Below are 20,058 nucleotides of genomic sequence, written 5' to 3'. Positions count from 1 at the left end.
CTTATGCGCATAGCCGTGGACACCGGGGGAACGTTTACCGATTGCGTGTATCTGCGCGACGGGCGGCTGGCTATCCGCAAGGTGCCGTCGCAGCCGAAGAATCCGGCGGCGGCCATCGCGGAGGCACTGGAGCAGTGCCGGGCGGAGCGCGCACTGCCGGGGCGCGAGCCGCTGGACCTGGTCTGCGGGACGACGGTGGGCACCAACGCGCTGCTGGAGCGGCGCGGGGGCAAGGTCGCACTGGTCACCACGGCGGGGTTCGAGGATGTACTGGAGATCGGGCGGCAGGCGCGGCCCAAGCTGTACGATTTCTTCGTGGTGAAGCCGGAGCCGCTGGTGCCCGCGGCGCGGCGCATCGGGGCTAGCGAGCGGCTGGCAGCGGACGGCGCAGTGGTGGCGCCGCTCACGGCGCGCGAGCTGCGGCGCATCGTGCGCCGCGTGCAGCGGACGCGAGCCGATGCCGTGGCCGTGTGCTTCCTCTTCTCCTTCCGCAATCCGCAGCATGAGAAGCAGGTGGCGAGGGCGCTGCGCGCAGCAGGCTATCTCGTTTCCGTGTCGCACGAAATCCTGCCGGAGTTCCGCGAATTCGAACGCACCTCGACCACGGTGATCAACGCCTATCTGGCGCCGGTGATGAGCCGCTATCTGGGAGAGACGCGGCGGCGGACGCAGGAGATGTGGCGCGGCGGGCGGACGTTGGTGCGCGTGATGCAGTCGAACGGGGGGATTATCTCCGCGGAGCAGGCGGCACGCGAGCCGGTGCGCACGATTCTGTCCGGGCCGGCGGGCGGGGTGATCGGGGCGCAGTACGCGGCGTCGCTGGCGGGGCTGGCGAACGTTATCACGTTCGATATGGGCGGGACATCGACGGATGTGGCGCTGCTGGGCAGCGGACTGGGCACGACGACAGAGTCCATCGTGGCGGGGCTGCCGGTGGCCGTGCCGATGCTGGAGATTCACACGGTGGGCGCGGGCGGCGGATCGATCGCGCGGATTGACCAGGGCGGGGCCTTGCGCGTGGGGCCGGAGAGCGCGGGGGCCGATCCGGGGCCGGCGTGCTACGGGCGAGGCGAGAAGCCGACGGTGACCGACGCGCACGCCGTGCTGGGCCATTTCGGCGCGCGGGGATTGCTGGGTGGCGAATTTCCGCTGGATACGGAGCGCGCGCGGCGGCAACTGGAACGGCATCGCGGGGCATTTCGGACGGTCGAGAAGTTCGCCGAGGGCATCCTGCAGGTGACCAACGCGGTGATGGAAAAGGCTATTCGCGTGATTTCCGTGGAGCGCGGCTATGACCCGCGGGACTACGCGCTGGTGGCGTTTGGCGGCGCGGGCGGGCTGCACGCCTGCGACCTGGCAGGCGCGCTGGAGATGCGCGGCGTGCTGCTCCCGTGCTTTCCCGGCGGTCTTTCCGCGCTAGGGATTCTGCGGGCGAACGTGGTGAAGGACGTCTCGCGGACGGTGCTGCTACCGGTGGCTGGGCTGGAGAAAGCGCGGGCAGCGCTGCGCGCGAGGTTCCGGCCGCTGGAACGCGAGGGGCTTCGCGTACTGGCGGGGGAAGGGTTTCGCCGGGCGCAAATTCGCGTCGAGTCGTGGGTCGATCTGCGTTACATCGGCCAGGCATATGAATTGAGCGTGCGGGCTGCGGGCGATTTTGTGGCGGCATTTCACCGCGCGCATGAGCAGCGCTATGGGTACGCGGACCCCCTGCGGCGCGTGGAAGTGGTAAACGTGCGCTGCCGGGTGACGGGGCAGGCGGCAAAGCCGGAAATGGCGAAAATTCCGCACGCCGCGCGCCCGGGGCGCCCGCCGCTGGCGGGAGAGCTGCGCTGCGTCTTCGGCGGGCGGGCGCAGGCCACGCGATGGATCAACCGCGAGGAGCTGCGCGCAGCGCACGTCTTTGCGGGGCCCGCGGTGATCAGCGAATACAGCGCCACGACGCTGGTGCCGCCGGGCTGGACGGCGCAGGTGGACGGCTACGGGCAAATCTTCCTCGCCCGCGCGGCGAAGGGGAGGCCGAATGCGCGGCGCTAAACGAATCCCCGGAAAACATAGGGGCCAAGTGGACCCGACGCGGCTGGAGATCTTCAAGAACCTGTTCCACTCGGTGGCCGAAGAGATGGGCGCGGGGCTGCGGCGTTCAGCGTTTTCGCCGAACATCAAGGAGCGGCGGGACTATTCCTGCGCGGTGTATGACGGTGACGGGGAGGTGCTGGCCATGGGCGACCACATGCCAGTGCACCTGGGGTCGATGCCGGCTTCGGTGGCGGCGGTGCGCCGGGCCTTTGTGCTGCGCCCGGGAGACATTGCCGTGCTCAACGACCCCTTCGCGGGGGGCACGCACTTGCCGGACGTGACTTTGGTCATGCCGGTCTATCTGCGCGGAGACAGGCGGCCGCTGTTTTACGTGGCCAACCGAGCGCACCACGCGGATATCGGCGGGGCGCTGGCCGGGTCAATGGGTCCGGCACGCGAGATTTATCAGGAAGGGCTGCGCATCCCGCCGGTAAAGCTGTACGAGGAAGGGCGGCGCAACGACGGCGTGCTGGCGGTGTTCCTGGCCAACGTGCGCACGCCCGCGGAGCGCGAGGGCGATCTCTCCGCGCAGGTGGCGGCCTGCCGCATCGGCGAGCGGCGGCTGCGGGAGATGGTGGGGCGCAACGGGGCGGCGGAGATGCAGCGCTATGCAGGGCACCTGCTGGAGTATTCGGCGGAAATGATGCGCGGGGCGCTGGCGGAGCTTCCGGCGGGAACGTACAACGCGGAAGATTATCTGGATGGCGACGGGGTGAGCGGGAAGGCGCTGCGCATCGCGGTGCGGGTGCGCATCGGCAAGCGCGCGGCGGAGGTGGATTTCAGCGGGTCTGCTGCGCAGTGCCCGGGCAATGTGAACGCCGTCGAAGCGATCACGATTTCGGCAGTGTATTACGTGTTCCGCTGCCTGCTGGGAGAAGAGGTTCCGGCCACGTCGGGGCTGCTGCGTCCGATCCGGATTTACGCGCCGCCGGGAACGATTGTGAACGCGCAGCCTCCGGCGGCGGTTGCGGGCGGGAACGTGGAGACCTCGCAGCGCATTGTGGACACGCTGCTGCGCGCGCTGGCGCGGGTGGTGCCGGCGCGGATCCCTGCGGCGAGCCAAGGCACAATGAACAATCTGACGCTGGGGGGGCTTGATCCGCGCAACGCGAATGCGCCGTTCGCCTACTACGAGACGATTGCCGGGGGGATGGGCGCGCGGCCGGGGCTCGACGGCGCATCGGCCATCCACACGCACATGACCAATTCCTGGAATACGCCCATTGAGGTGCTGGAGCAGGTCTATCCGGTGCGCCTGCGCGCCTACCGGATTCGCAGGGCCTCGGGCGGCAAAGGGGAGTTCCGCGGCGGCGACGGGATCGTGCGCGAACTGGAATTATTGGCTCCTGCGCAAGCGGGGTTGCTGTGCGACCGCCGGGAGCGCGGGCCGTATGGGCTGCAGGGCGGAAAAAGCGGCGCGCCGGGAAAGAATCTGCAGATTCGAAACGGAAAAGCGCGCGGGCTTCCGGGGAAGTGCGTGCTGGACGTGCTGGCGGGCGACATCCTGCGCATCGAAACGCCGGGCGGCGGAGGCTGGGGACGCGCGAAAAGAAAGCCGGCGCGTGACCCGAGGGGGACGCGCGCCGGGAAAGATCCAGGAAGAAACTAGTCCACTTTTTCCAGCATCACCGGGAACTGCAGCTTGGCCTTCGCCAGCGATTTCACAACGAGTGTTTCCGCCGATTCCGCGGAGGTATTTCTCGATGTGGCCATTTCGCTGACCAGGAGATACTTGGCGCGCTCCAGCATTTTCTTTTCGCGGAACGAGAGCGGCTTGCTGCGGCTGAGGGAGACCAGGCTTTTCAGGACGACGGCGACTTCCAGGAGAGAACCGGTACGCATGCGCTCGGAATTCTCCTTGAAGCGGTGTTTCCAGTCGTGGTGGGAGTTCAGTTTGCCTTTTTCGAGGAAACCGAGGACCTTGCTGGTGTCCACGGGACGAATAACAGGACGCAGGCCGACGGCCGGCGCGTTCGAATGTGGCACCATCACGCGCAAGCCGCTGGAAGTTATGCGAATCATCAAATAGCGTTCGGTACGACCGTTTAAAACTCCATAACTGATCTGTTCTACGAGCCCAACGCCGTGGTTCGGATATACAACCTTATCGCCGATTTTATACTCCATAGGATCGGATGCCCCCCTGGAATGCATGTGTAGAATAAAGAATTGTGTGGAAAGAGTCAAGATATTTCCTCTGGAATCAATTAGATAGGGAATTTTGCAATGTTCTTTGGCAGCTGAATTGCTCTTATCTTACGGTAATATTACATGCTGTTTTGCTTTCCCTGAAAGAGCTGCTTCTGCATCCCCAGCTCCACTGGTTTCATGTTCAAGACTGGCGCTGGAGAATGTTAGTGTCCTGCATCCGCCTCAGCCGGCATGGGTTAGAATAGGTCCGTGATTCTGCTTAGCGTGGATACGTGCGACTCGCGAGGGAGCGTCTGTCTGCTCCGTGACGGGGTAGCAGAAGCCGTGGCCGTCCATGACACCGTTGAGGACTATTCCTCCTGGCTGATTCCAGCCATTCAGAGGGTTTTGGCGCAGAGAGAAGCTGTACTCGGCGAGGTGGAGGTATACGTGGTGACGGCGGGGCCGGGGTCGTTCACTGGTCTGCGGGTGGGCCTGACCACGGTTAAGGCACTGGCGGAGATTTATGGACGGGGAATTGGCGCGGTCTCGCGTTTGGAAGCAATTGCCAGTGAGGGGAGCGGGGGAGAGTGGATTGCCGCGCTGGTGAATGGCAGCCGGGGCGAGGTGTACGCGGGACTGTATCACCGAGAAGGGGGGAGAGTGGTGTTGCAGGGGGAGGAAAGCGTCTCTCCGCTCAAGGAGTTTGTGGAGACCGTGCGGCGGGCGATTCCCGGGGAGCGAGTCTGCTGGGCCACGCCGGACAAGGATCTGGTCCTGGGTGCGCCGTGGTGGGCGGAACGGGAGCAGGCTGGAGATCGAGTGCAGGTGGTAACGACAGTTCTGGCGCCACGGATCGGGCAGATTGGCTACCTGCAGGCGCAGGCGGGAAAGCTGGTGGATGCGCTGGTGCTGGATGCGAACTACATCCGGCGATCGGACGCAAAGCGTTCCTGGAAAGACACCACGGGTGCAGCCGGGCATGCGCGGTGAATCGCAAGCGGAGCCGCTGCCGGAACTGAGGTTGCGTGCGCTGGAACCGGGGGATGCGGCGGAGGCGGTGCGCATTGCACGGCGGTGCGCGGAAGCCGCGGCGTGGAGCGAAGAGGCCTACGCCCGGCTGCGCGAGGCCGGTTGCCGCGGCTGGGTTGCCCAGGCGGGCGCGGCAACGGTGGGTTTCCTGGTAGCCCGTTGCGCGGCGGACGAAGCGGAGATCCTGAACTTGGCCATGGCTCCGGAATCGCGGCGCCGGGGATACGCGACGGCGCTGGCCCAGGAGGCGTTGCGGGAATTCCGGGGGCAGGGAGTGCGCCGGGTCTTTCTGGAGGTGCGCGCGTCGAACCGGGGCGCGATCGCGTTCTACGAAGGGCTGGGCTTCCGCGGGGCGGGGCGGCGCGCGGCCTATTACGAGGAGCCGCGGGAAGACGCCGTCTGCATGGCCCTGGAATTTTCTGGATAGTTGCCCGAGAAAAGACAAAGAGATGCTTGGCTCCCCGCCGCCTCTGTGCTAGGTTACGCCTATGTAGCCACCACCGCACACAATAGGAGGACGCATGTCCAGTCTGCAGCGGAATCCCGGTGAACAGTACCTGGATGCGGATGCCGAATATCAGAAGCTGGCCGAGCAGCACACGCAGTACGAAGCAGAACTGCACCGCTTGACTCTCTCCCCTTACCTCAGTGCGGAAGACCTCCTCGAAGAAGTCCGGCTAAAAAAACTAAAACTTCGCGTGAAAGACGAGATGCAGCAGTTGCTGAAACGCCAAGGGCACGCGTGCGCGTGACGATAAGCGCGTCTGGCGGGAGCATTTCTGTCGTAGAATGACGATGCCGGGGGCGACGCGGAGTGGCGCGGCGTGGCTGCGGCACACGTATGGTCCGCGAAGGGTACACGTTCGGTCTGCCGGTGCTGGCGCTGGGCGCGGGGGCGCTGCTCCTGCACTGGACGGCGGCCGGCGTGGTGCTGGTGGCGCTGGCGTTGTTTGTTTTTTCGTTTTTCCGCGACCCGGAACGGCTGATCCCGGGGGAACCGGGGGCAGTGGTATCGCCGGCGGACGGACGCGTGGTGGTGGTGACCGAAGAAGAGTTTGCGGGAAAGCCTGGCAAGCGCATCAGCATTTTCCTGGCGGTGTGGAATGTCCATGTGAACCGCGCACCGATCGCGGGCACGATTGCCAACGTGGAATACCGCCCGGGCAAGTTCTATGGAGCGATGCGCGCGCGGGCCTCTTTCGAAAACGAACAGAACATCATTCACCTCAAGACGGAGACGGGGGAGATGGTGTTCAAGCAGATCGCGGGCTGGATTGCGCGGCGCGTGATCTGCTGGAAGAAGCCGGGTGACAAGGTGGGGCGCGGGGACCGCATCGGGCTGGTGCGTTTCGGATCGCGCGTGGACGTGTGGCTGCCCAGCGAGGCGGAAATTGTGGTCCAGCCGGGGCAGACGGTGCGCGGAGGCTCCAGTGTGGTGGCGCGGTGGATGGCGGGGAAGGCTGCCGGGGATGAAAGCCGGTAAGAGGCGGTAAGAGCTGGCAACAGGGACGGGTGCGAGGATGGCAGAGTTCGCGGGAAAAGGCGTGGCGGAACAGACAGGTTTGCCATTTGATCCGCGGCACAAGCGCGGAGAGCGCTTGCGGCGCGGGATCTATCTTCTGCCGAGCGTCTTCACGGTGGCCAATCTTCTCTGCGGCTACTACGCCGTGGTGGCCGCGCTGGGGGGTGCGACGCACGACTTCGACCATGCGGCGAAGGCCATCGGGTACGCGATTCTCTTCGATTCACTGGATGGGCGCGTGGCGCGCATGACCGGGACGAACACGGAATTCGGGAAGCAGTTCGATTCGCTGGCGGACGTGGTGAGTTTCGGGATTGCGCCCGCCGTGCTGGCGTATGCGTGGGGGGTGCGCAGCCTGCCGGCGCAGGAATCCATTTCCGTGCAACAGCTTGCGCAACTCGGATGGCTGAGCTGCCTGATCTTTCTGATCTGCTGCGCCTGGCGGCTGGCGCGCTTCAATGTGCAGGGCATGGCTCCGGGTGGCCTGGGCTATTTCGTGGGGATGCCCACACCGGCGGGGGCCGGGGTGATTGCGGCGATTGTGCACGCCTTCAAGGTGCCGCTGCAGGACTGGCGCTGGTCGGCGGGCTGGCTGTTGCTGGCGGCGGTACTGGGAGCGTTGATGACCAGCACCGTGCGCTACTACAGCTTCAAGGACGTGGCGTGGACGAAGCGGCAGCCCTCGCTGGCGATCGTCATTATTGCCCTGATTGTGGCCGCCGTATGGCTGTATTCGGAGATAACGCTCTTCTTTTTTGCCGTGGGCTACGCCAGCATTGGCATGGTGCTGCACGTGGTGCGCTGGGTGCGGCACCATGCGGTCACTCGGACCGCCTGATCCATGTCCCCCAGCTTCAGTTCTCCCCGAATAGTCATCGCCGGCGCCTCCTCGCTGCTGGGCGCGGAACTGCGCCAGTTGCTCGAAGAAGGGCGTTTTGCCGCGGCGGATTTCCGGCTGGTGGATGAGGAGCTAGCCGCGGGGATACTCACCGAAGCGGGAGGCGAGCCGGCGGTGATCCAGCCGGTCGAGGAGGACAGTTTTTCCCGCGCCCAATGCGTGTTCTTTGCAGGGTCGGCGGCCTTTGCGCGGCGTAACGCCGGAGCCGCGCAGCGTTCCGGCGCGAAGGTGATCGATCTCTCCGGGGGCCTGCTGGAAGAAAAGGGAACGACGGTGTGGTTTCCCCAGTTGGAAACGCCGCGCGGAGCGGCGGCGCGGCCGGAGGGCAGCGTGTTTTGCGTGCCGTCGGCGCCCGGCACGATTGCCGCGCTGCTCTCGCTGGCGCTGCAGCGCGCCGGATTGCGGCGGCTGATGCTGCTCTTCTTCCGGCCCGTTTCCGAGGCCGGGCGACCGGGCATCGAAGAGCTGGAAAGTCAGACGACGCAGCTTCTCGGCTTTCAGCCCGCGGGGCATCCGGTCTTCGGAACGCAGGTGGCTTTCAACCTGCTGGAACACTACGGGGAAGAAAGCGCGCAGAATCTGGCGGAGGAGCGAGCGCGGGTGCGCCGGGAAACGGCCGCCTGCCTGGGCGGGGCGGGGATCGCTCCGTCGCTGCAGGTGTTGCATGCGCCGGTGTTTTACGGATATACCTTTGCTGCGTGCGCGGATCTGGCGCCGGAGGCGACGGCGGAGGGAATCGCAGGGGCGTGCCGCGAGGCCGGTTTCGTGCTGGCGGGGCCGGGTGAAGCGGGGCCGAGCAATCTGACCGCAGGGGATACGGGCATCCACGTTGCGCAGCCGGAAGCGGATCCGGCGCTGCGCGGAGCGTGGTGGCTGTGGGGCGCCGCGGATAACGTGAAGCTGCCGGCATCGAACGCCGTGCGGCTGGCGGAGAGGCTGCTGTGAGAAATGGACGAATGTGGGGGCTGCTGAGCGCTGCGGCGCTGGCCGCGGCGCTGGCGGGGGGATGCGGCTATCGCGTGGCGGGGCGGACGAATGCGCTGCCCGCCGGCATCCAGAGCATCGCGGTGCCGGCGTTCGAGAACCGCACCACACGCTACCGCATCGAGCAGCGGCTGACCGAGGCCACGGTGCACGAATTCCTGGCGCGGGCGGGATACCGCATCGTGTCCAATGCGGCCAATGCCGATGCCGTGGTCCGCGGGAAGGTGCTGAGCTTGGAAGTGTCGCCGCTGCTCTACGACACGGCCACAGGGCGGGCCACGACCATGCTGGTGACCATGCACTGCGAGGTATTCCTGGAGGAGACGGCGACGAAGCGCGTCCTCTACCACAACGCTGATTTCCTCTTCCGCAACGAATACGAGATCTCCACGGACGTGAAGAGCTTTTTCGAAGAGCAGGACCCCGCGGTGGAACGCATGGCGCGGGACTTTGCCGCGCGCCTGGTGGCGGCCATCACGGAGAGCTACTAATGGCGCGCATAGCCGCCGCGGAGCTGCTGGCGCGGATGGAGAAGGGCCAGGCCATCCCGGCGGTGCTGCTGCTGGGCGACGAGGCCTTTCTGCGGGATTCCTGCCGGACGCTGCTGATCGAAAAGTATGTTCCGGAAGCGGCGCGCGCGTGGGCGCTTTCGCGGTTCTCCGCGGCGCGCGGGGAAGGCCAGGCGGCGCTGGACCAGGCGCAGACCATGCCCATGCTTTCGCCGCAGCAGGTCGTGTTTCTCGAGGAGGCGGAAGCCATCGAAGAGCTGGGAGACGCGAAGCGCGACGATTTCGTCAAAGCCCTCGAAGCCTACCTGGAAGATCCCGCGCCGTTCACGACGCTGGTAATCGAAGCGGAGTCGCTGGACCAGCGCATGAAGTTCGCCAAGCTCCTGGCGGAGAAGGCGCTGGTGGTGGCCGTGAGCCTCGGGGAAAATGAGCAGGAGCGGCGCGCGGCGGCCATGGCCCAGGCCGGCGCGCTGGCCTCCGAGCTGGGCGTGGCGCTGGAGGCCGGCGTGGCGGAGGATCTCGCCGAGTGGGTGGCCGAGGATCTGCAGCTGCTGAAGACGGAGATGGAGAAGCTGGCGACGTATGCCGGGGAGCGGCGGCGCATCCGCCGCGAGGACGTGGCCGCGCTGGTGGTGTCGCACAAGAAGAACACGGTATGGCAACTGGCGGACATGCTCGCGGCGGGGAAGCGCAAGACGGCGCTGGAGTTTCTGGAGCGGCTGCTGCGCGATGGCGATGAACCGGTGGCACTGGTGGGGGCGATGGCCTGGATGTACCGGAAACTGATCGAGGCGCAGGAAATAAAAGGCGCGGCGAACGGGTGGCAGGCGGCGCGGCAGCTGGGCATGCATCCAAAGACGGCGGAGCTGGCGCTGCAGAGCGCGCGGCGGATGTCACGCGAGCAGTTGCTGAGCGGACTGCGGGCGCTGCAGGAGTGCGACGACGGGCTGAAGGGCGGAGTGCGGGAGCCGCGCGCGCTGTTGGATTTCCTGATTACGCGGCTGACCAGGCGGAGCGCCTCGGCGGCCTGACCCAATTCAGAAAACGTCAGACAATTGAGCGGTGCAATCGCTTCACCGCTCAACATCCCCCAAAAAGAAGGGCGGGCTGAAGCCCGCCCTTACTCAAAGCATCTGTAAATTTATCGCCGCTACTTCTTGGCGGCCTGGATCTTGAGCAAGGCGAGGCTCAGGCGCGACTTGTAGCGGTTGCCGGAGTTTTCGTGCAGCACGCCCTTGGCGATGGCCTTGTCGATGGCGGACATGGTGGGCTGCAGGAGATTGGCCGCGGCGGCCTGATCGCCGGCGGTGATGGCGGTGCGCAGCCGCCGCATCATGGTGCGCACGCGGGTGCGATTGGCGCGGTTCACTTCCGCCCGTTGTATAGATTGCTTCGCGCGCTTAAGGACTGATTTCTTCCGCTTCTTAATTTTGGTAGCCTGTCCCTGGGCCATTCCATGCTCCTTTTTGCGTTGAACCGAATTTCTAACAGTAGCCGAGGCGTTTCGCTTTGTCAAACCAGACTCCAGTAACCCCGCCGCAAGCGGGGCGGCAGGCAGGCGCCCCGGGAGGTGCACGGGTGAATGTTCCGGCGGGGGCTGCGGGCGCGCCCGGCAAGCCAGACAAGAAGGACGAACTGCGGCTGCTGGTCAATTCCCACCATGCGCTGATCACCATTGAAACGGGAGAAGAGGAGCGCGTCGAAGAGCTGCTGGCCGAAGTGGCCAGCGAGCTGGGCGTGAGCTTCTTCGTCTGGAGCGTGACCACCGGGCTGGCGCGCAAAGGCGGCCAGCCGCTTTACAACTCCGACCCGCCCGAGCAGGCGCTGGCCAATATCGCCCAGGTGAAGGGCGACGCGCTGTTTCTGCTGAAAGATTTTGCGCGTTACTGCGAGCAGGACCGCATCTGCCGGAGGCTGCGCGAGTTGGCCGAGGGTTTCCGCACCGTGCGGCGCTCGATCGTGCTCTCCGGGGCGTCGGTGCACCTGCCGGAAGAGCTGTCGGGAGTTGCCGCGCCGTATCGCCTGGAGCTGCCGGATGCGGAGGATCTGCTACCCGCAGTGAAGGATGTGCTGGCGGAGGCTGCGCGGGAGCAGCACCTGGCGGTGCTGCTGGATGCTGCGGCGCAGATGCAACTGGCGCGGAATCTGGTGGGGCTGCCGCGCGAGGAGGCGCTGCGCTTGCTGCGCAAATGCCTGCTGGCACGAGGGAAGGCCGATGCGGGGCTCGTGGCGGACGTTGCGGAGGCGAAGGGAAGCATGCTGCGCCAGGATGGCCTGCTGGAGACGGTGCGGCGGGATACTTCGTTCGGCGATGTGGCGGGGCTGGGGCATCTGCGCGAGTGGGTGCGCAAGCGGCAGAGCGCGCTGACGGCGGAGGGCCGGGCGTTCGGGCTGGAGCCGCCCAAGGGCGTGCTAATTACGGGAGTGCAGGGCTGCGGGAAGAGCCTCGCGGCACGGGCCATTGCCGGGGAGTGGGGCTACGATCTGGCGCGGCTGGATGCCGGCTCGCTCTACGACAAATACATCGGAGAATCGGAACGGCGCCTGCGCAAGACGCTGGAGCTGGCGCAGAAGCTCGCGCCCATGGTGCTGTGGATCGACGAGATCGAGAAGGCCTTTGCGTCGGCCAGCGGGGGCGCGGAAACCGATGGCGGGCTCTCGCAGCGCCTGCTGGCCACCATGCTCACCTGGATGCAGGACCGCGAAGGCGGCGTGTTTCTCGCGGCCACGTCGAACAATATTTCGTCGCTGCCGCCGGAGATGCTGCGCAAGGGGCGCTTCGACGAGATTTTCTTCGTGGATTTGCCCAGCGAGCCCTCGCGCGAAGCGCTCTTCTCCTTGCATCTGAAAAAACGCGGGCGCGATGCCGCGGCCTTCGATCTGGCGAAGCTCGCGGCGGCCAGCGAAGGCTTTTCCGGCGCGGAAATCGAGCAATCCATCGTCGCCGGGCTGTACACCGCCTTTGGGCAGAAGGCGCAGCTCTCCACGCCGATTCTCCTCGCGGAGCTGCATGGAACGCAGCCGCTGAGCGTCACCCGCGCGGAGGAGATCCAGTCGCTGCGCATCTGGGCGCAGTCCCGCGCCGTCCCGGCAGATTGAGATTCTCCATAAAGACAGCGATTGGCTAGGGATTCGGCGGGGCGACAAGGTAGTCGTCGCCGGTGCGGGCGAGAAGCAATTCGCGGCGGCGCTTCAGGAGTTGCAGCTGGCGGGAGACCTCGACCAGTTCCTGCTTTTGCGCGGCGGTTAGCTGGGAACCGAGATGGTCCAGTTCGTCGAAACGCGCCTGGAGCCTGGGGATTTCGCGGTCCATGAGCACCGGACGGATGAGCAGGGTCTTGTCGTGCCCGGCGCGGGCCAGCAGGTGATTGTTCTCCGTCCAGACCGGCAGAATGCCCATGTCACCCAGCTCGACGCGGATGCCCGCGGGGCCGTAATCTTTCTTGATGACCGAGAAGCGGACGATGAGGGAGTCGCGTTGCTCACCGGCCTTTTCGGGGGTCAGGCCCTGGACGTAGTTGCGCGACTGGTTGGATAGAAAATTCCCCAAGGAATAGAAAATGACGGTATGGCGCTGGTCCTGCGTTAAATAGGTTTCGATGGGCTGCAGGACGTGGGGGTGATGGCCGAGCACGGCGCCGGCGCCGGCTTCGAGCATCTTGTGCGCCATCTCGACATCGTCGTTGCGCGGCGCGGTGGCGTATTCCACCCCCCAGTGAATCGATATCAGCAGAAAATCGCATTGCGCGCGCGCCGCTTTGACGGCTTCCAGCACCTGGGCTTCCGTCAGCCCCGGAGCCCCGTTGGCCTCGCCGGGGTAAGGGAAGAACGCAACGTGAGGATCGCCATCTTTTTCCGGATTGTGGCTGCCATTCAGCCAGCGGGTCATTCCCAGCCAGCCGACTTTGATGCCATTTTTTTCGAGGACGACGGGCTTCCAGGCGGCTTCCGCGGTGGCCCCGGCGCCCGTGAAGAGAAGATCCTGTTCGCGCAGATGGTCGAGAGATTCGGCAAAGCCGATATGGCCTTGATCGAAGACGTGATTGTTGGCAAAGGAAACGATCTTGATGCCGCTGAACTTGAGCGCCTGCAAGAGGGCGATGGGAGCATCGAATTGGAAGGGTTTCGATCCGCGGCTATGTTTCGGCGCCACGGGAGTTTCCAGATTGACGAAGCCGAAATCGGCTTGGCGGAAGACATCGGCCACCGCAGCGAATAGCACGTCCCAGCCGGCATCATTGCCGGTGGTGGCTGGCGGGGCGGGGGCTGCGGCCAGGCTCTGCGCCGCGGCGGATTGCGCCACCGCCTGGTGGGGAATGACATCGCCGGCGGCGGCAAAGGTGATGCGGCTGAGTTCGCGGGGGTAAGAGACGCGAGCCGCGGCCTGGGCCGTTGCGGGGCCCGAGCACCACTTGAGGAGGGAAAAAGCGAGCAGAACCGTGAACAGCGTCACGGCGACACCGGCAAGAGTTTTTCTGCTCCGAGGGAACAGATCGCGAACGGCGTTCGGATGCATACGACCCTGAAGCGGGATCTCCCTTCCGGTTGCACTACAAGAAAAGTATACATGCAAGGTGCGCGTTCCAGGACCCGGTGTAATGAGTGTGTAACTTGACCCGCGGGCGGGGGTGGGATAGGCTCGCTGTAGTTTCTCCTTGCCGAGGAGGAATCACCCATCAGCGCACCAGCCCCCATCGGTAAACCCAGCAATTGGATGCGACGCACCGTGCACATTTCCGGGAAAATCGAGCCGCTCTTCGGAACGCTGGACGAAAATCTGCGCCTGCTCGAATCCTCGCTGGACGTGCAGATCAACCTACAGGACCGCGACCTGACCATCGAGGGGCAGCGCGCGCAGGTGGAGCGCGCGGCGCGCATCCTGGAGGAGTACAACCATCTTTCGCGGGGCGGACGCACGCTCACGGCCAGCGAAGTGAAGTCGCTGATCCGCGTGGCCACCCAGGACCTGCACGTGGCGCCGCGGACGGCGCTGGAACCGGGCTACGCGCGGGCTTTCGGGAAGAAAAGCGTGCACCCCAAAGGCGCCAACCAGCGGCTGTACATGGAAGCGATCGAGCGGCACGACATGACTTTCGGCATCGGCCCGGGAGGCACCGGGAAGACGTATCTGGCCGTGGCCATGGCCGTCTCCGCGCTGCTGACCAAGCAGCTTAACCGCATCATCCTGGCGCGGCCGGCGGTGGAAGCGGGGGAGCGGCTGGGTTTCCTCCCCGGCACGCTGCAGCAGAAGATCGATCCGTACATGCGGCCGCTGTACGACGCGCTCTACGACATGCTGGACGCGGACAAACTGGAGCGCTTCCTGGAAAAAGGGATTATCGAGGTGGCGCCGCTGGCGTTCATGCGCGGGCGCACGCTGAACGACTCTTTCGTGATCCTCGACGAGGCGCAGAACACCACCAGCGAGCAGATGAAAATGTTCCTGACGCGGCTGGGCTTCAATTCCAAGGCGGTCATCACCGGGGACATCACGCAGATCGATTTGCCGGCCGGGAAGCGCTCCGGGCTGGTGGAGGCGATCGAGATCTGCGGCAAGATCGAGGGCATCGCGGTGGTGCAGTTCAGCGAGAAGGACGTGGTGCGCCACAACCTGGTGCAGCAGATCATCCGCGCCTATGAGGAGTACGAGGTGCCGCCGGGCGCGCGCAGCAACCCCTCCGAGAATGGCAAGGCGGACGCAGCCGGCAAAAAAGAAGAATCGCAAGGATGATCCTGAACCGCCAGCGGTCGGTGCGCATCGCGCGCCGGCCACTCGAAGAGTTTCTCCGGCGCGTCGCGAGCGAGCTGGGTTTGGCGGAATCCAGCGTGACGGTGTGCATCGTGAGCGAAGCGGAGATCGCCCGCATGAACGAGTCCTACCGCGGGAAACAGGGACCCACGGACGTGCTGTCTTTTCCGGCGGAAGCGCGCAAGAAGCCGATGGCGCTGCGCCGCAAAGCGGCGGCAGGCGCCGCGACCGCTTATCTCGGGGACATCGCGATTTCCGCGGCCACGGCAAGGCGCAATGCCGCGCGCTTTGGCCGGACGTTTCCGGCGGAATTGCGCATCCTGATCCTGCACGGGGTGCTGCACCTGCTCGGCTATGACCACGAGACCGACCGCGGACAGATGGACCGGGCGGAAGCGAAGCTGCGGCGGCGATTGAGGCTGGCGTGATTACGGAATCCTGGTTGTTTGCCCTGAGCATCGCCCTGCTGGCCGCGGGGCTGCCTGTCTTTTCCTACCTGGCGATTCTCTATCGCGAGCTCGGACGCATGACCACGGGCCGTGTTCACGAGCACCTGGAAATCTTCGAAGCGGAGATCGAGCCGCGGCTGCGCATGGAGCGGCGACACGCCGCGCGCACCTTCCGGCTGCTCGGCCATTTCTGGCTAGCGCTGCTGATCGTGGAAACGACGCGCGGGCTGGTGTACTTCGTGCCCGGAACCTGGGAGGCGCTGCTGCAGTTCTGCGTTTTTCTGGGGCTGGAAGTTGTGGTTGGGATGCATTTTTTGCCGGACATGCTCCTCTACCGGACGACGGGGCGCTGGCTCCTTCCGCTGCTGCCGTTTGTGCGCGCGTGCATCTGGCTGGTGTGGCCGGTGCGCGTCTTTCTGGACGGGGCGGAATCGCTGGCGCGCATTTCCGAGCAGGAGCCGGGAGGCGTGGAAGCCAAGCGCGGGGACAGCGAGGCGATCGAGGCGCTGGTGGAAGCGGCAGAGGAGGAGGGCATCCTGGAGCGTGGCCAGGCGGAACTGATCGAGCAGGTGGTGGAGTTCAGCGACAAGCGGGTGCGCGAGGTGATGACGCCGCGCCCGGACATTCTGGCCATTTCCGCCGGAGCCACGCTCGGCGAGCTGCGGCGGCGCTTCGTGGAGACGCGTTTTTCGCGGATGCCGGTGTTTGAGACCTCTCTGGACGATATTTTCGGCACGGTCTTCGCGCAGGATCTCCTGCAGGTGCCGGAGAACGAACTGTCGCGGCGGCGGGTACGCGAGTTGACGCGGCCGGTGCTGCTGGTGCCGGAGACCAAGAGCGGCTCCGAGTTGCTCAAGGAAATGCGCCAGAAGGACCAGCAGATGGCGGTGGTGATCGACGAACACGGCTCGGTGGCAGGCATCGCCACGGTCGAGGACCTGGTCGAGGAGATCGTCGGGGAAATGGGCGGGGAAGGCCGGCAGCCCCGGGCGGACGTGCTGCGCGAGGCGGACGGCGCGTTCGTGGTGCGGGGCAGCGTGGCCATCTCCAATATCGAGGAACTGCTGGGGATTCAGTTCGGCAAGGATGCGGACGAGACAGTGACGACCATCGCCGGGCTGCTCAGCCACCTGCTGGGCCGCGTGCCTTCGCCCAACGACCAGATCGATCTCGAAGGATACCGCTTCGAAGTGCTGGAGGCCAACCAGCGCAAGGTGCTGCGCGTGCGCATTCGCAAGCTGGCCGAGGAGCGCATGCCGAAGGTTGCGCAGGTCTGAGAAGTGCCGGGCAGGGAAACACGCCGCCATCTGCGTTCGCAGGCCGCACCCGCTTGGCACACGCCAGTTCCTGCTACACTGACAGCGCAGCTGCGGGTGCGTCTCTTCGTTCCCGCGGCGATTTCCGGCAGCCGCACATCCAATCAGGAGAGTAATGACAACCGAGCCGAAGCAGGCGTTCCGTTCCGGATTCGTGGCCATCGTCGGGCGGCCCAATGCGGGGAAATCCACGCTGCTGAATCGCTTCGTGGGGCAGAAGATTGCCATTGTGACGTCCAAGCCGCAGACCACGCGCAACCGCATCCAGGGCATCGTGAACCGTCCTGGCGGGCAGATCGTGTTCATTGACACGCCGGGGCTGCACAAGGCGGCCAGCGCGCTGGGCCGGCAGATGATGCGCGAAGTGGCCGCGGCGCTGGAAGGAATTGACGTGCTGCTGCTGATGGTGGATGCCAGCCGGCCGTTCGCCGGACCCGACGTCTACTTGCTCCAGCGCGCGAAGACTTTCGGGGGAACTACGATCCTGGCGCTGAACAAGGTGGACCGCCTGCCGAAGACGCAGCTGCTGCCGCTGATCGACGCCTATCAGAAGGAGTACGATTTCGCGGCCATCGTGCCGATCTCCGCGCTGAAGGGCACGGGCTGCAAAGAACTGCTTGACGAAATCGTCCAGCACCTGCCGGAAGGCGCGGCGCACTTTCCCGAAGACCAGGTGACGGACCAGCCGGAGCGCTTCCTGGCGGCGGAGATCATCCGCGAAAAGGCCATCGACCTGACGTATCACGAGGTGCCGCACGCGCTGGCGGTAGTGGTGGAGAAATTCGAAGAGAGCCCCAAGCTGCTGCGGATTTACGCCACGCTGTACGTGGAGCGCGACGCCCAGAAGAAGATCCTGATCGGGAGCAAGGGGGCGATGCTCAAGCGCATCGGCACGGAAGCGCGCAAAGAGATGGAAGCGCTGCTGGACACAAAGATCTTTCTGGAAACGCACGTGAAGGTAGTGCCCGGCTGGCGCGATCACCCGCAACGCGTCCGGGATCTGGACTGGCACGTGCAGCTCGACGCCCTGACCGAAGATCAGAACGAAGCGCAGGACGAGGAAGAGTAAAAGGCCGCGGCGTCTCGCGGCGGCCTGCCTTCAAGATCCGCAGTGTTCAGTATGCTGACGGCGCGCCCGCGCGCCCATACCCGCCGAACGACCAGCGCACGCTGAAGGTGGTATACAGGCCGTAGGGGCCGTTTTTGCCGAGATCCGAGGGACCCACATAGTGGCTATAGCGGCCCAGGTAATCGACCTGGTGCTGCGTGACGCGCAGTTCGAAATTTCGCGGCAGTTGGAATCCCAGACCCACGGAGCGGTCATAGGCAATCGGCTCCATCGAAGCGGAGTAGCTGAGTTGCGGGATATTGTTGCCGAAAGAGATCTTGGGTTCGAAGAAGAGGAAGATGTGGCGTGCCGGAGTACGGGCCAGCGGCTGGAACTCCAGGTAGCCGCTCAGCATGTAGCGCGCGTAGGCCGTGCAGCGCGTGCCAGCGCCGCCCGAGTTCGGCGCCTGGGGAAACGCGCAGCGGCCGAGGTCCGGTTCATTGTGCGAAGGCGCGATCCCGAAATCCACGAAACCCCGCACCCAGTTTTTGGGGAAAAATGTGCGCCTCTTGGATTCCGGGAACGATGGCTTGGCCGTGCTGCTGATCTGTGCCTGTCCGCGCACCGGCGGAACCCCCGCTGCCAGGATGGCTAGCAGCGCAATCAGGATTTTTTTCAAAGCGGTTCTCCTCTATATTGACGTGCCACGCCGTACGAGCCGAGAGGCCAATCAAGACGGCGCAACGTGCCAGTGAGTCGGGCCGCGGCGGGGCGAAAACACCCGTGCGAGAACCGCGGATTCACTCCAAGCTGTCCAGGTCGTGCACCGAATTGCGGGAAGGCTACACCGTTTCGGGAATTCCGGCGACATTTAATCGCGGCCATCCGGAGAATCGTTACGGGAGGAGAGCCAAACCAATAAGCATGTATGCACCGGAGTGATAAATGCGCGCAACTCCGTCTGGCGGAGAAGACGGATGGCGATTTTAGTCCGGAGCGGCGATGCCCAGGGACTTCATTTTGCGGTAGAGGTGACTGCGTTCGACGCCGAGGGAGGCGGCGGTCTGAGTCATGTTCCAGCGGTGCTCCTGGAGCTTGCGCAGAATGAATTCACGCTCGTAGGCGCTGCGCGCTTCCTGCAGCGTGGCGTACGGCTGCTGCGGGCTTTCCGCAGCGCCGCGGAAGAGCTCGGGCGGAAGGTGGTGGGGCTCAATGCGCTGCTGCGGGCACATGATCACGAGGCGCTCGACGAGATTGCGCAATTCGCGGACGTTGCCGGGCCAGGGATAGCGGAGGAGAACCTCCAGGGCGGCTTCGCTGATCTCCCGGGTGCGGCGGCCGTAGGCCTCGCAGAACTCGGCGAGGAAATAGCGGGCCAGGATGGGGATATCCTCCTGGCGCTCGCGCAGCGGGGGCACGAAGAAGGGAATGACGTTCAGGCGGTAGAAGAGATCCTGGCGGAAGGCGCCACGGGCGATCTCCTGTTCGAGATTCTTGTTGGTGGCGGCGATGACCCGGACGTCCACGGTGACGGTCTGGTTGGAGCCGACGGGCTCGAAACGCTGCTGCTCGAGGACGCGTAGGACCTTGGACTGGGTGCGCAGGCTCATGTCGCCGACTTCGTCGAGGAAGAGCGTGCCGCCGTCGGCCTTCTGGAATTTGCCGATCTTGTCTTCGGTGGCTCCGGTGAAGCTGCCTTTGACGTGACCGAAAAGCTCGGATTCGATCAGCTCTTCGGGAATGGCCGCGCAATTCATCTCCACGAACGGGCCGTTGCTGCGCAGGCTGGCGGCGTGTAGGGCGCGGGCGACGAGCTCTTTGCCGGTGCCGCTTTCGCCGTAGATGAGGACGCGGCCGTTGGTGGGGGCGGTAACCGCGATCTGCTGGCGCAGCGCCTTCATGGGCACGCTGTCGCCGATGACCCGGTAGCGCTGGCCGAGTTCCGCGCGCAAGAGCTGGTTTTCCACCGCAAGATGGCGCTGCTGCACGGCGTTGCGCACCAGGACGATGATCTTCTCCAGAGAGAGCGGCTTTTCGACGAAGTCAAAGGCCCCGAGCTTGGTGGCGCGCACGGCGGTCTCGATGTTGCCGTGGCCGGAGATGATGATCACCAGGGGCGGGCGGGGCAGAGCCTGCAGGCGGCTGAGGGTCTGCAGGCCGTCCATTCCGGCCAGCCAGATGTCCAGGAGCACGACTTCGAAGTCGCCGGCGGAGGCGCGCAGCAAGGCCTCTTCGCCGGACGGCAGGGCTTCGACGAGATAGCCCTCGTCGCGCAGGATCGAGGAGAGCGATTCGCGGATGCCCGCTTCGTCGTCCACAACCAGGATGCGGGAATGGGTGGTCAT

20 protein-coding genes are annotated in these 20,058 nt (G+C 65.2%); 15 read left to right on the top strand and 5 right to left on the bottom strand.

Annotation, left to right across the window (positions count from 1 at the left end):
* The first annotated feature begins 3 nt into the window (after positions 1 to 3).
* Together LAN61_10095 and LAN61_10090 are read left to right on the top strand one after the other, a co-directional pair.
* The gene (locus LAN61_10095; protein ID MBZ5540858.1) at positions 4 to 2,034 is read left to right on the top strand and encodes a hydantoinase/oxoprolinase family protein; all 2,031 of its coding nucleotides are present in this window, start codon (positions 4 to 6) and stop codon (positions 2,032 to 2,034) included.
* On the top strand, positions 2,021 to 3,685 hold the full coding sequence (locus LAN61_10090; GenBank protein ID MBZ5540857.1) for a hydantoinase B/oxoprolinase family protein: 1,665 nt from the start codon (positions 2,021 to 2,023) through the stop codon (positions 3,683 to 3,685). The genes LAN61_10095 and LAN61_10090 overlap by 14 nt, the downstream gene beginning before the upstream one ends.
* Here the strand turns inward: LAN61_10090 and LAN61_10085 are convergent.
* Entirely contained in the window at positions 3,682 to 4,230 is a 549-nt protein-coding gene (locus LAN61_10085; protein MBZ5540856.1) for a CarD family transcriptional regulator, read from the bottom strand. The two genes, LAN61_10090 and LAN61_10085, sit on opposite strands and share 4 nt — an antisense overlap.
* A gap of 246 nt (positions 4,231 to 4,476) precedes the next feature.
* Between LAN61_10085 and tsaB the strand changes: the two genes are divergently transcribed.
* From tsaB to holA, 8 genes are all read left to right on the top strand, one after another.
* Positions 4,477 to 5,199 (top strand): tRNA (adenosine(37)-N6)-threonylcarbamoyltransferase complex dimerization subunit type 1 TsaB, encoded by a 723-nt coding sequence (tsaB, locus tag LAN61_10080; protein ID MBZ5540855.1) that lies wholly within the window; start codon positions 4,477 to 4,479, stop codon positions 5,197 to 5,199.
* Complete coding sequence (gene rimI, locus LAN61_10075; GenBank protein MBZ5540854.1) at positions 5,189 to 5,665, top strand: ribosomal protein S18-alanine N-acetyltransferase; 477 nt, start codon at positions 5,189 to 5,191, stop codon at positions 5,663 to 5,665. Before tsaB ends, rimI begins: the two co-directional genes overlap by 11 nt.
* Positions 5,666 to 5,759: 94 nt before the next feature.
* Positions 5,760 to 5,990: a YdcH family protein gene (locus tag LAN61_10070; GenBank protein ID MBZ5540853.1), complete on the top strand. Its 231-nt coding sequence runs from the start codon at positions 5,760 to 5,762 to the stop codon at positions 5,988 to 5,990.
* An 89-nt stretch (positions 5,991 to 6,079) separates the two neighbouring features.
* On the top strand, positions 6,080 to 6,721 hold the full coding sequence (locus LAN61_10065) for a phosphatidylserine decarboxylase family protein (protein ID MBZ5540852.1): 642 nt from the start codon (positions 6,080 to 6,082) through the stop codon (positions 6,719 to 6,721).
* A gap of 61 nt (positions 6,722 to 6,782) precedes the next feature.
* The gene (gene pssA / locus LAN61_10060) at positions 6,783 to 7,598 is read left to right on the top strand and encodes a CDP-diacylglycerol--serine O-phosphatidyltransferase (protein MBZ5540851.1); all 816 of its coding nucleotides are present in this window, start codon (positions 6,783 to 6,785) and stop codon (positions 7,596 to 7,598) included.
* Positions 7,599 to 7,601: 3 nt separating this feature from the next.
* On the top strand, positions 7,602 to 8,603 hold the full coding sequence (locus tag LAN61_10055) for a hypothetical protein (GenBank protein ID MBZ5540850.1): 1,002 nt from the start codon (positions 7,602 to 7,604) through the stop codon (positions 8,601 to 8,603).
* On the top strand, positions 8,600 to 9,133 hold the full coding sequence (locus LAN61_10050) for a hypothetical protein (GenBank protein MBZ5540849.1): 534 nt from the start codon (positions 8,600 to 8,602) through the stop codon (positions 9,131 to 9,133). Before LAN61_10055 ends, LAN61_10050 begins: the two co-directional genes overlap by 4 nt.
* Positions 9,133 to 10,182, top strand: a complete 1,050-nt coding sequence (gene holA, locus LAN61_10045) for a DNA polymerase III subunit delta (protein ID MBZ5540848.1) — start codon at positions 9,133 to 9,135, stop codon at positions 10,180 to 10,182. Before LAN61_10050 ends, holA begins: the two co-directional genes overlap by 1 nt.
* A gap of 119 nt (positions 10,183 to 10,301) precedes the next feature.
* Here holA and rpsT read toward each other — a convergent pair whose 3' ends face one another.
* Entirely contained in the window at positions 10,302 to 10,604 is a 303-nt protein-coding gene (rpsT, locus tag LAN61_10040; GenBank protein ID MBZ5540847.1) for a 30S ribosomal protein S20, read from the bottom strand.
* Between the two features lie 125 nt (positions 10,605 to 10,729).
* On the opposite strand from rpsT, the gene LAN61_10035 reads away from it, so the two are divergent.
* Complete coding sequence (locus LAN61_10035; protein MBZ5540846.1) at positions 10,730 to 12,250, top strand: AAA family ATPase; 1,521 nt, start codon at positions 10,730 to 10,732, stop codon at positions 12,248 to 12,250.
* A 25-nt stretch (positions 12,251 to 12,275) separates the two neighbouring features.
* Here the strand turns inward: LAN61_10035 and LAN61_10030 are convergent, their stop codons facing one another.
* Positions 12,276 to 13,604 carry a CapA family protein gene (locus LAN61_10030; protein ID MBZ5540845.1) on the bottom strand — a complete coding sequence of 443 codons (1,329 nt, stop codon included), beginning with the start codon at positions 13,602 to 13,604 and terminating at the stop codon, positions 12,276 to 12,278.
* Positions 13,605 to 13,865: 261 nt separating this feature from the next.
* Between LAN61_10030 and LAN61_10025 the strand changes: the two genes are divergently transcribed.
* The 4 genes from LAN61_10025 (at position 13,866) to era (ending at position 17,734) form a co-directional block, all read left to right on the top strand.
* A complete protein-coding gene (locus LAN61_10025) occupies positions 13,866 to 14,882 on the top strand; it encodes a PhoH family protein (protein ID MBZ5540844.1) in 1,017 nt (338 codons plus the stop codon).
* Positions 14,879 to 15,328 (top strand): rRNA maturation RNase YbeY, encoded by a 450-nt coding sequence (ybeY, locus tag LAN61_10020; GenBank protein ID MBZ5540843.1) that lies wholly within the window; start codon positions 14,879 to 14,881, stop codon positions 15,326 to 15,328. Before LAN61_10025 ends, ybeY begins: the two co-directional genes overlap by 4 nt.
* Positions 15,325 to 16,626: a hemolysin family protein gene (locus LAN61_10015; protein MBZ5540842.1), complete on the top strand. Its 1,302-nt coding sequence runs from the start codon at positions 15,325 to 15,327 to the stop codon at positions 16,624 to 16,626. The genes ybeY and LAN61_10015 overlap by 4 nt, the downstream gene beginning before the upstream one ends.
* Positions 16,627 to 16,780: 154 nt before the next feature.
* Entirely contained in the window at positions 16,781 to 17,734 is a 954-nt protein-coding gene (era, locus tag LAN61_10010) for a GTPase Era (GenBank protein MBZ5540841.1), read from the top strand.
* Between the two features lie 46 nt (positions 17,735 to 17,780).
* Here the strand turns inward: era and LAN61_10005 are convergent, their stop codons facing one another.
* Both LAN61_10005 and LAN61_10000 read right to left on the bottom strand, forming a co-directional pair.
* Positions 17,781 to 18,392 carry a hypothetical protein gene (locus tag LAN61_10005; GenBank protein ID MBZ5540840.1) on the bottom strand — a complete coding sequence of 204 codons (612 nt, stop codon included), beginning with the start codon at positions 18,390 to 18,392 and terminating at the stop codon, positions 17,781 to 17,783.
* 307 nt (positions 18,393 to 18,699) lie between these two features.
* Positions 18,700 to 20,058, bottom strand: coding sequence for a sigma-54 dependent transcriptional regulator (locus tag LAN61_10000; protein ID MBZ5540839.1), 1,359 nt, complete (start codon positions 20,056 to 20,058; stop codon positions 18,700 to 18,702).

The sequence above is a fragment of the Terriglobia bacterium genome, from assembly GCA_020072785.1.
GTDB lineage: Bacteria > Acidobacteriota > Terriglobia > Acidiferrales > UBA7541 > Acidiferrum.
This window is presented reverse-complemented; position numbering and strand designations above follow the sequence as displayed.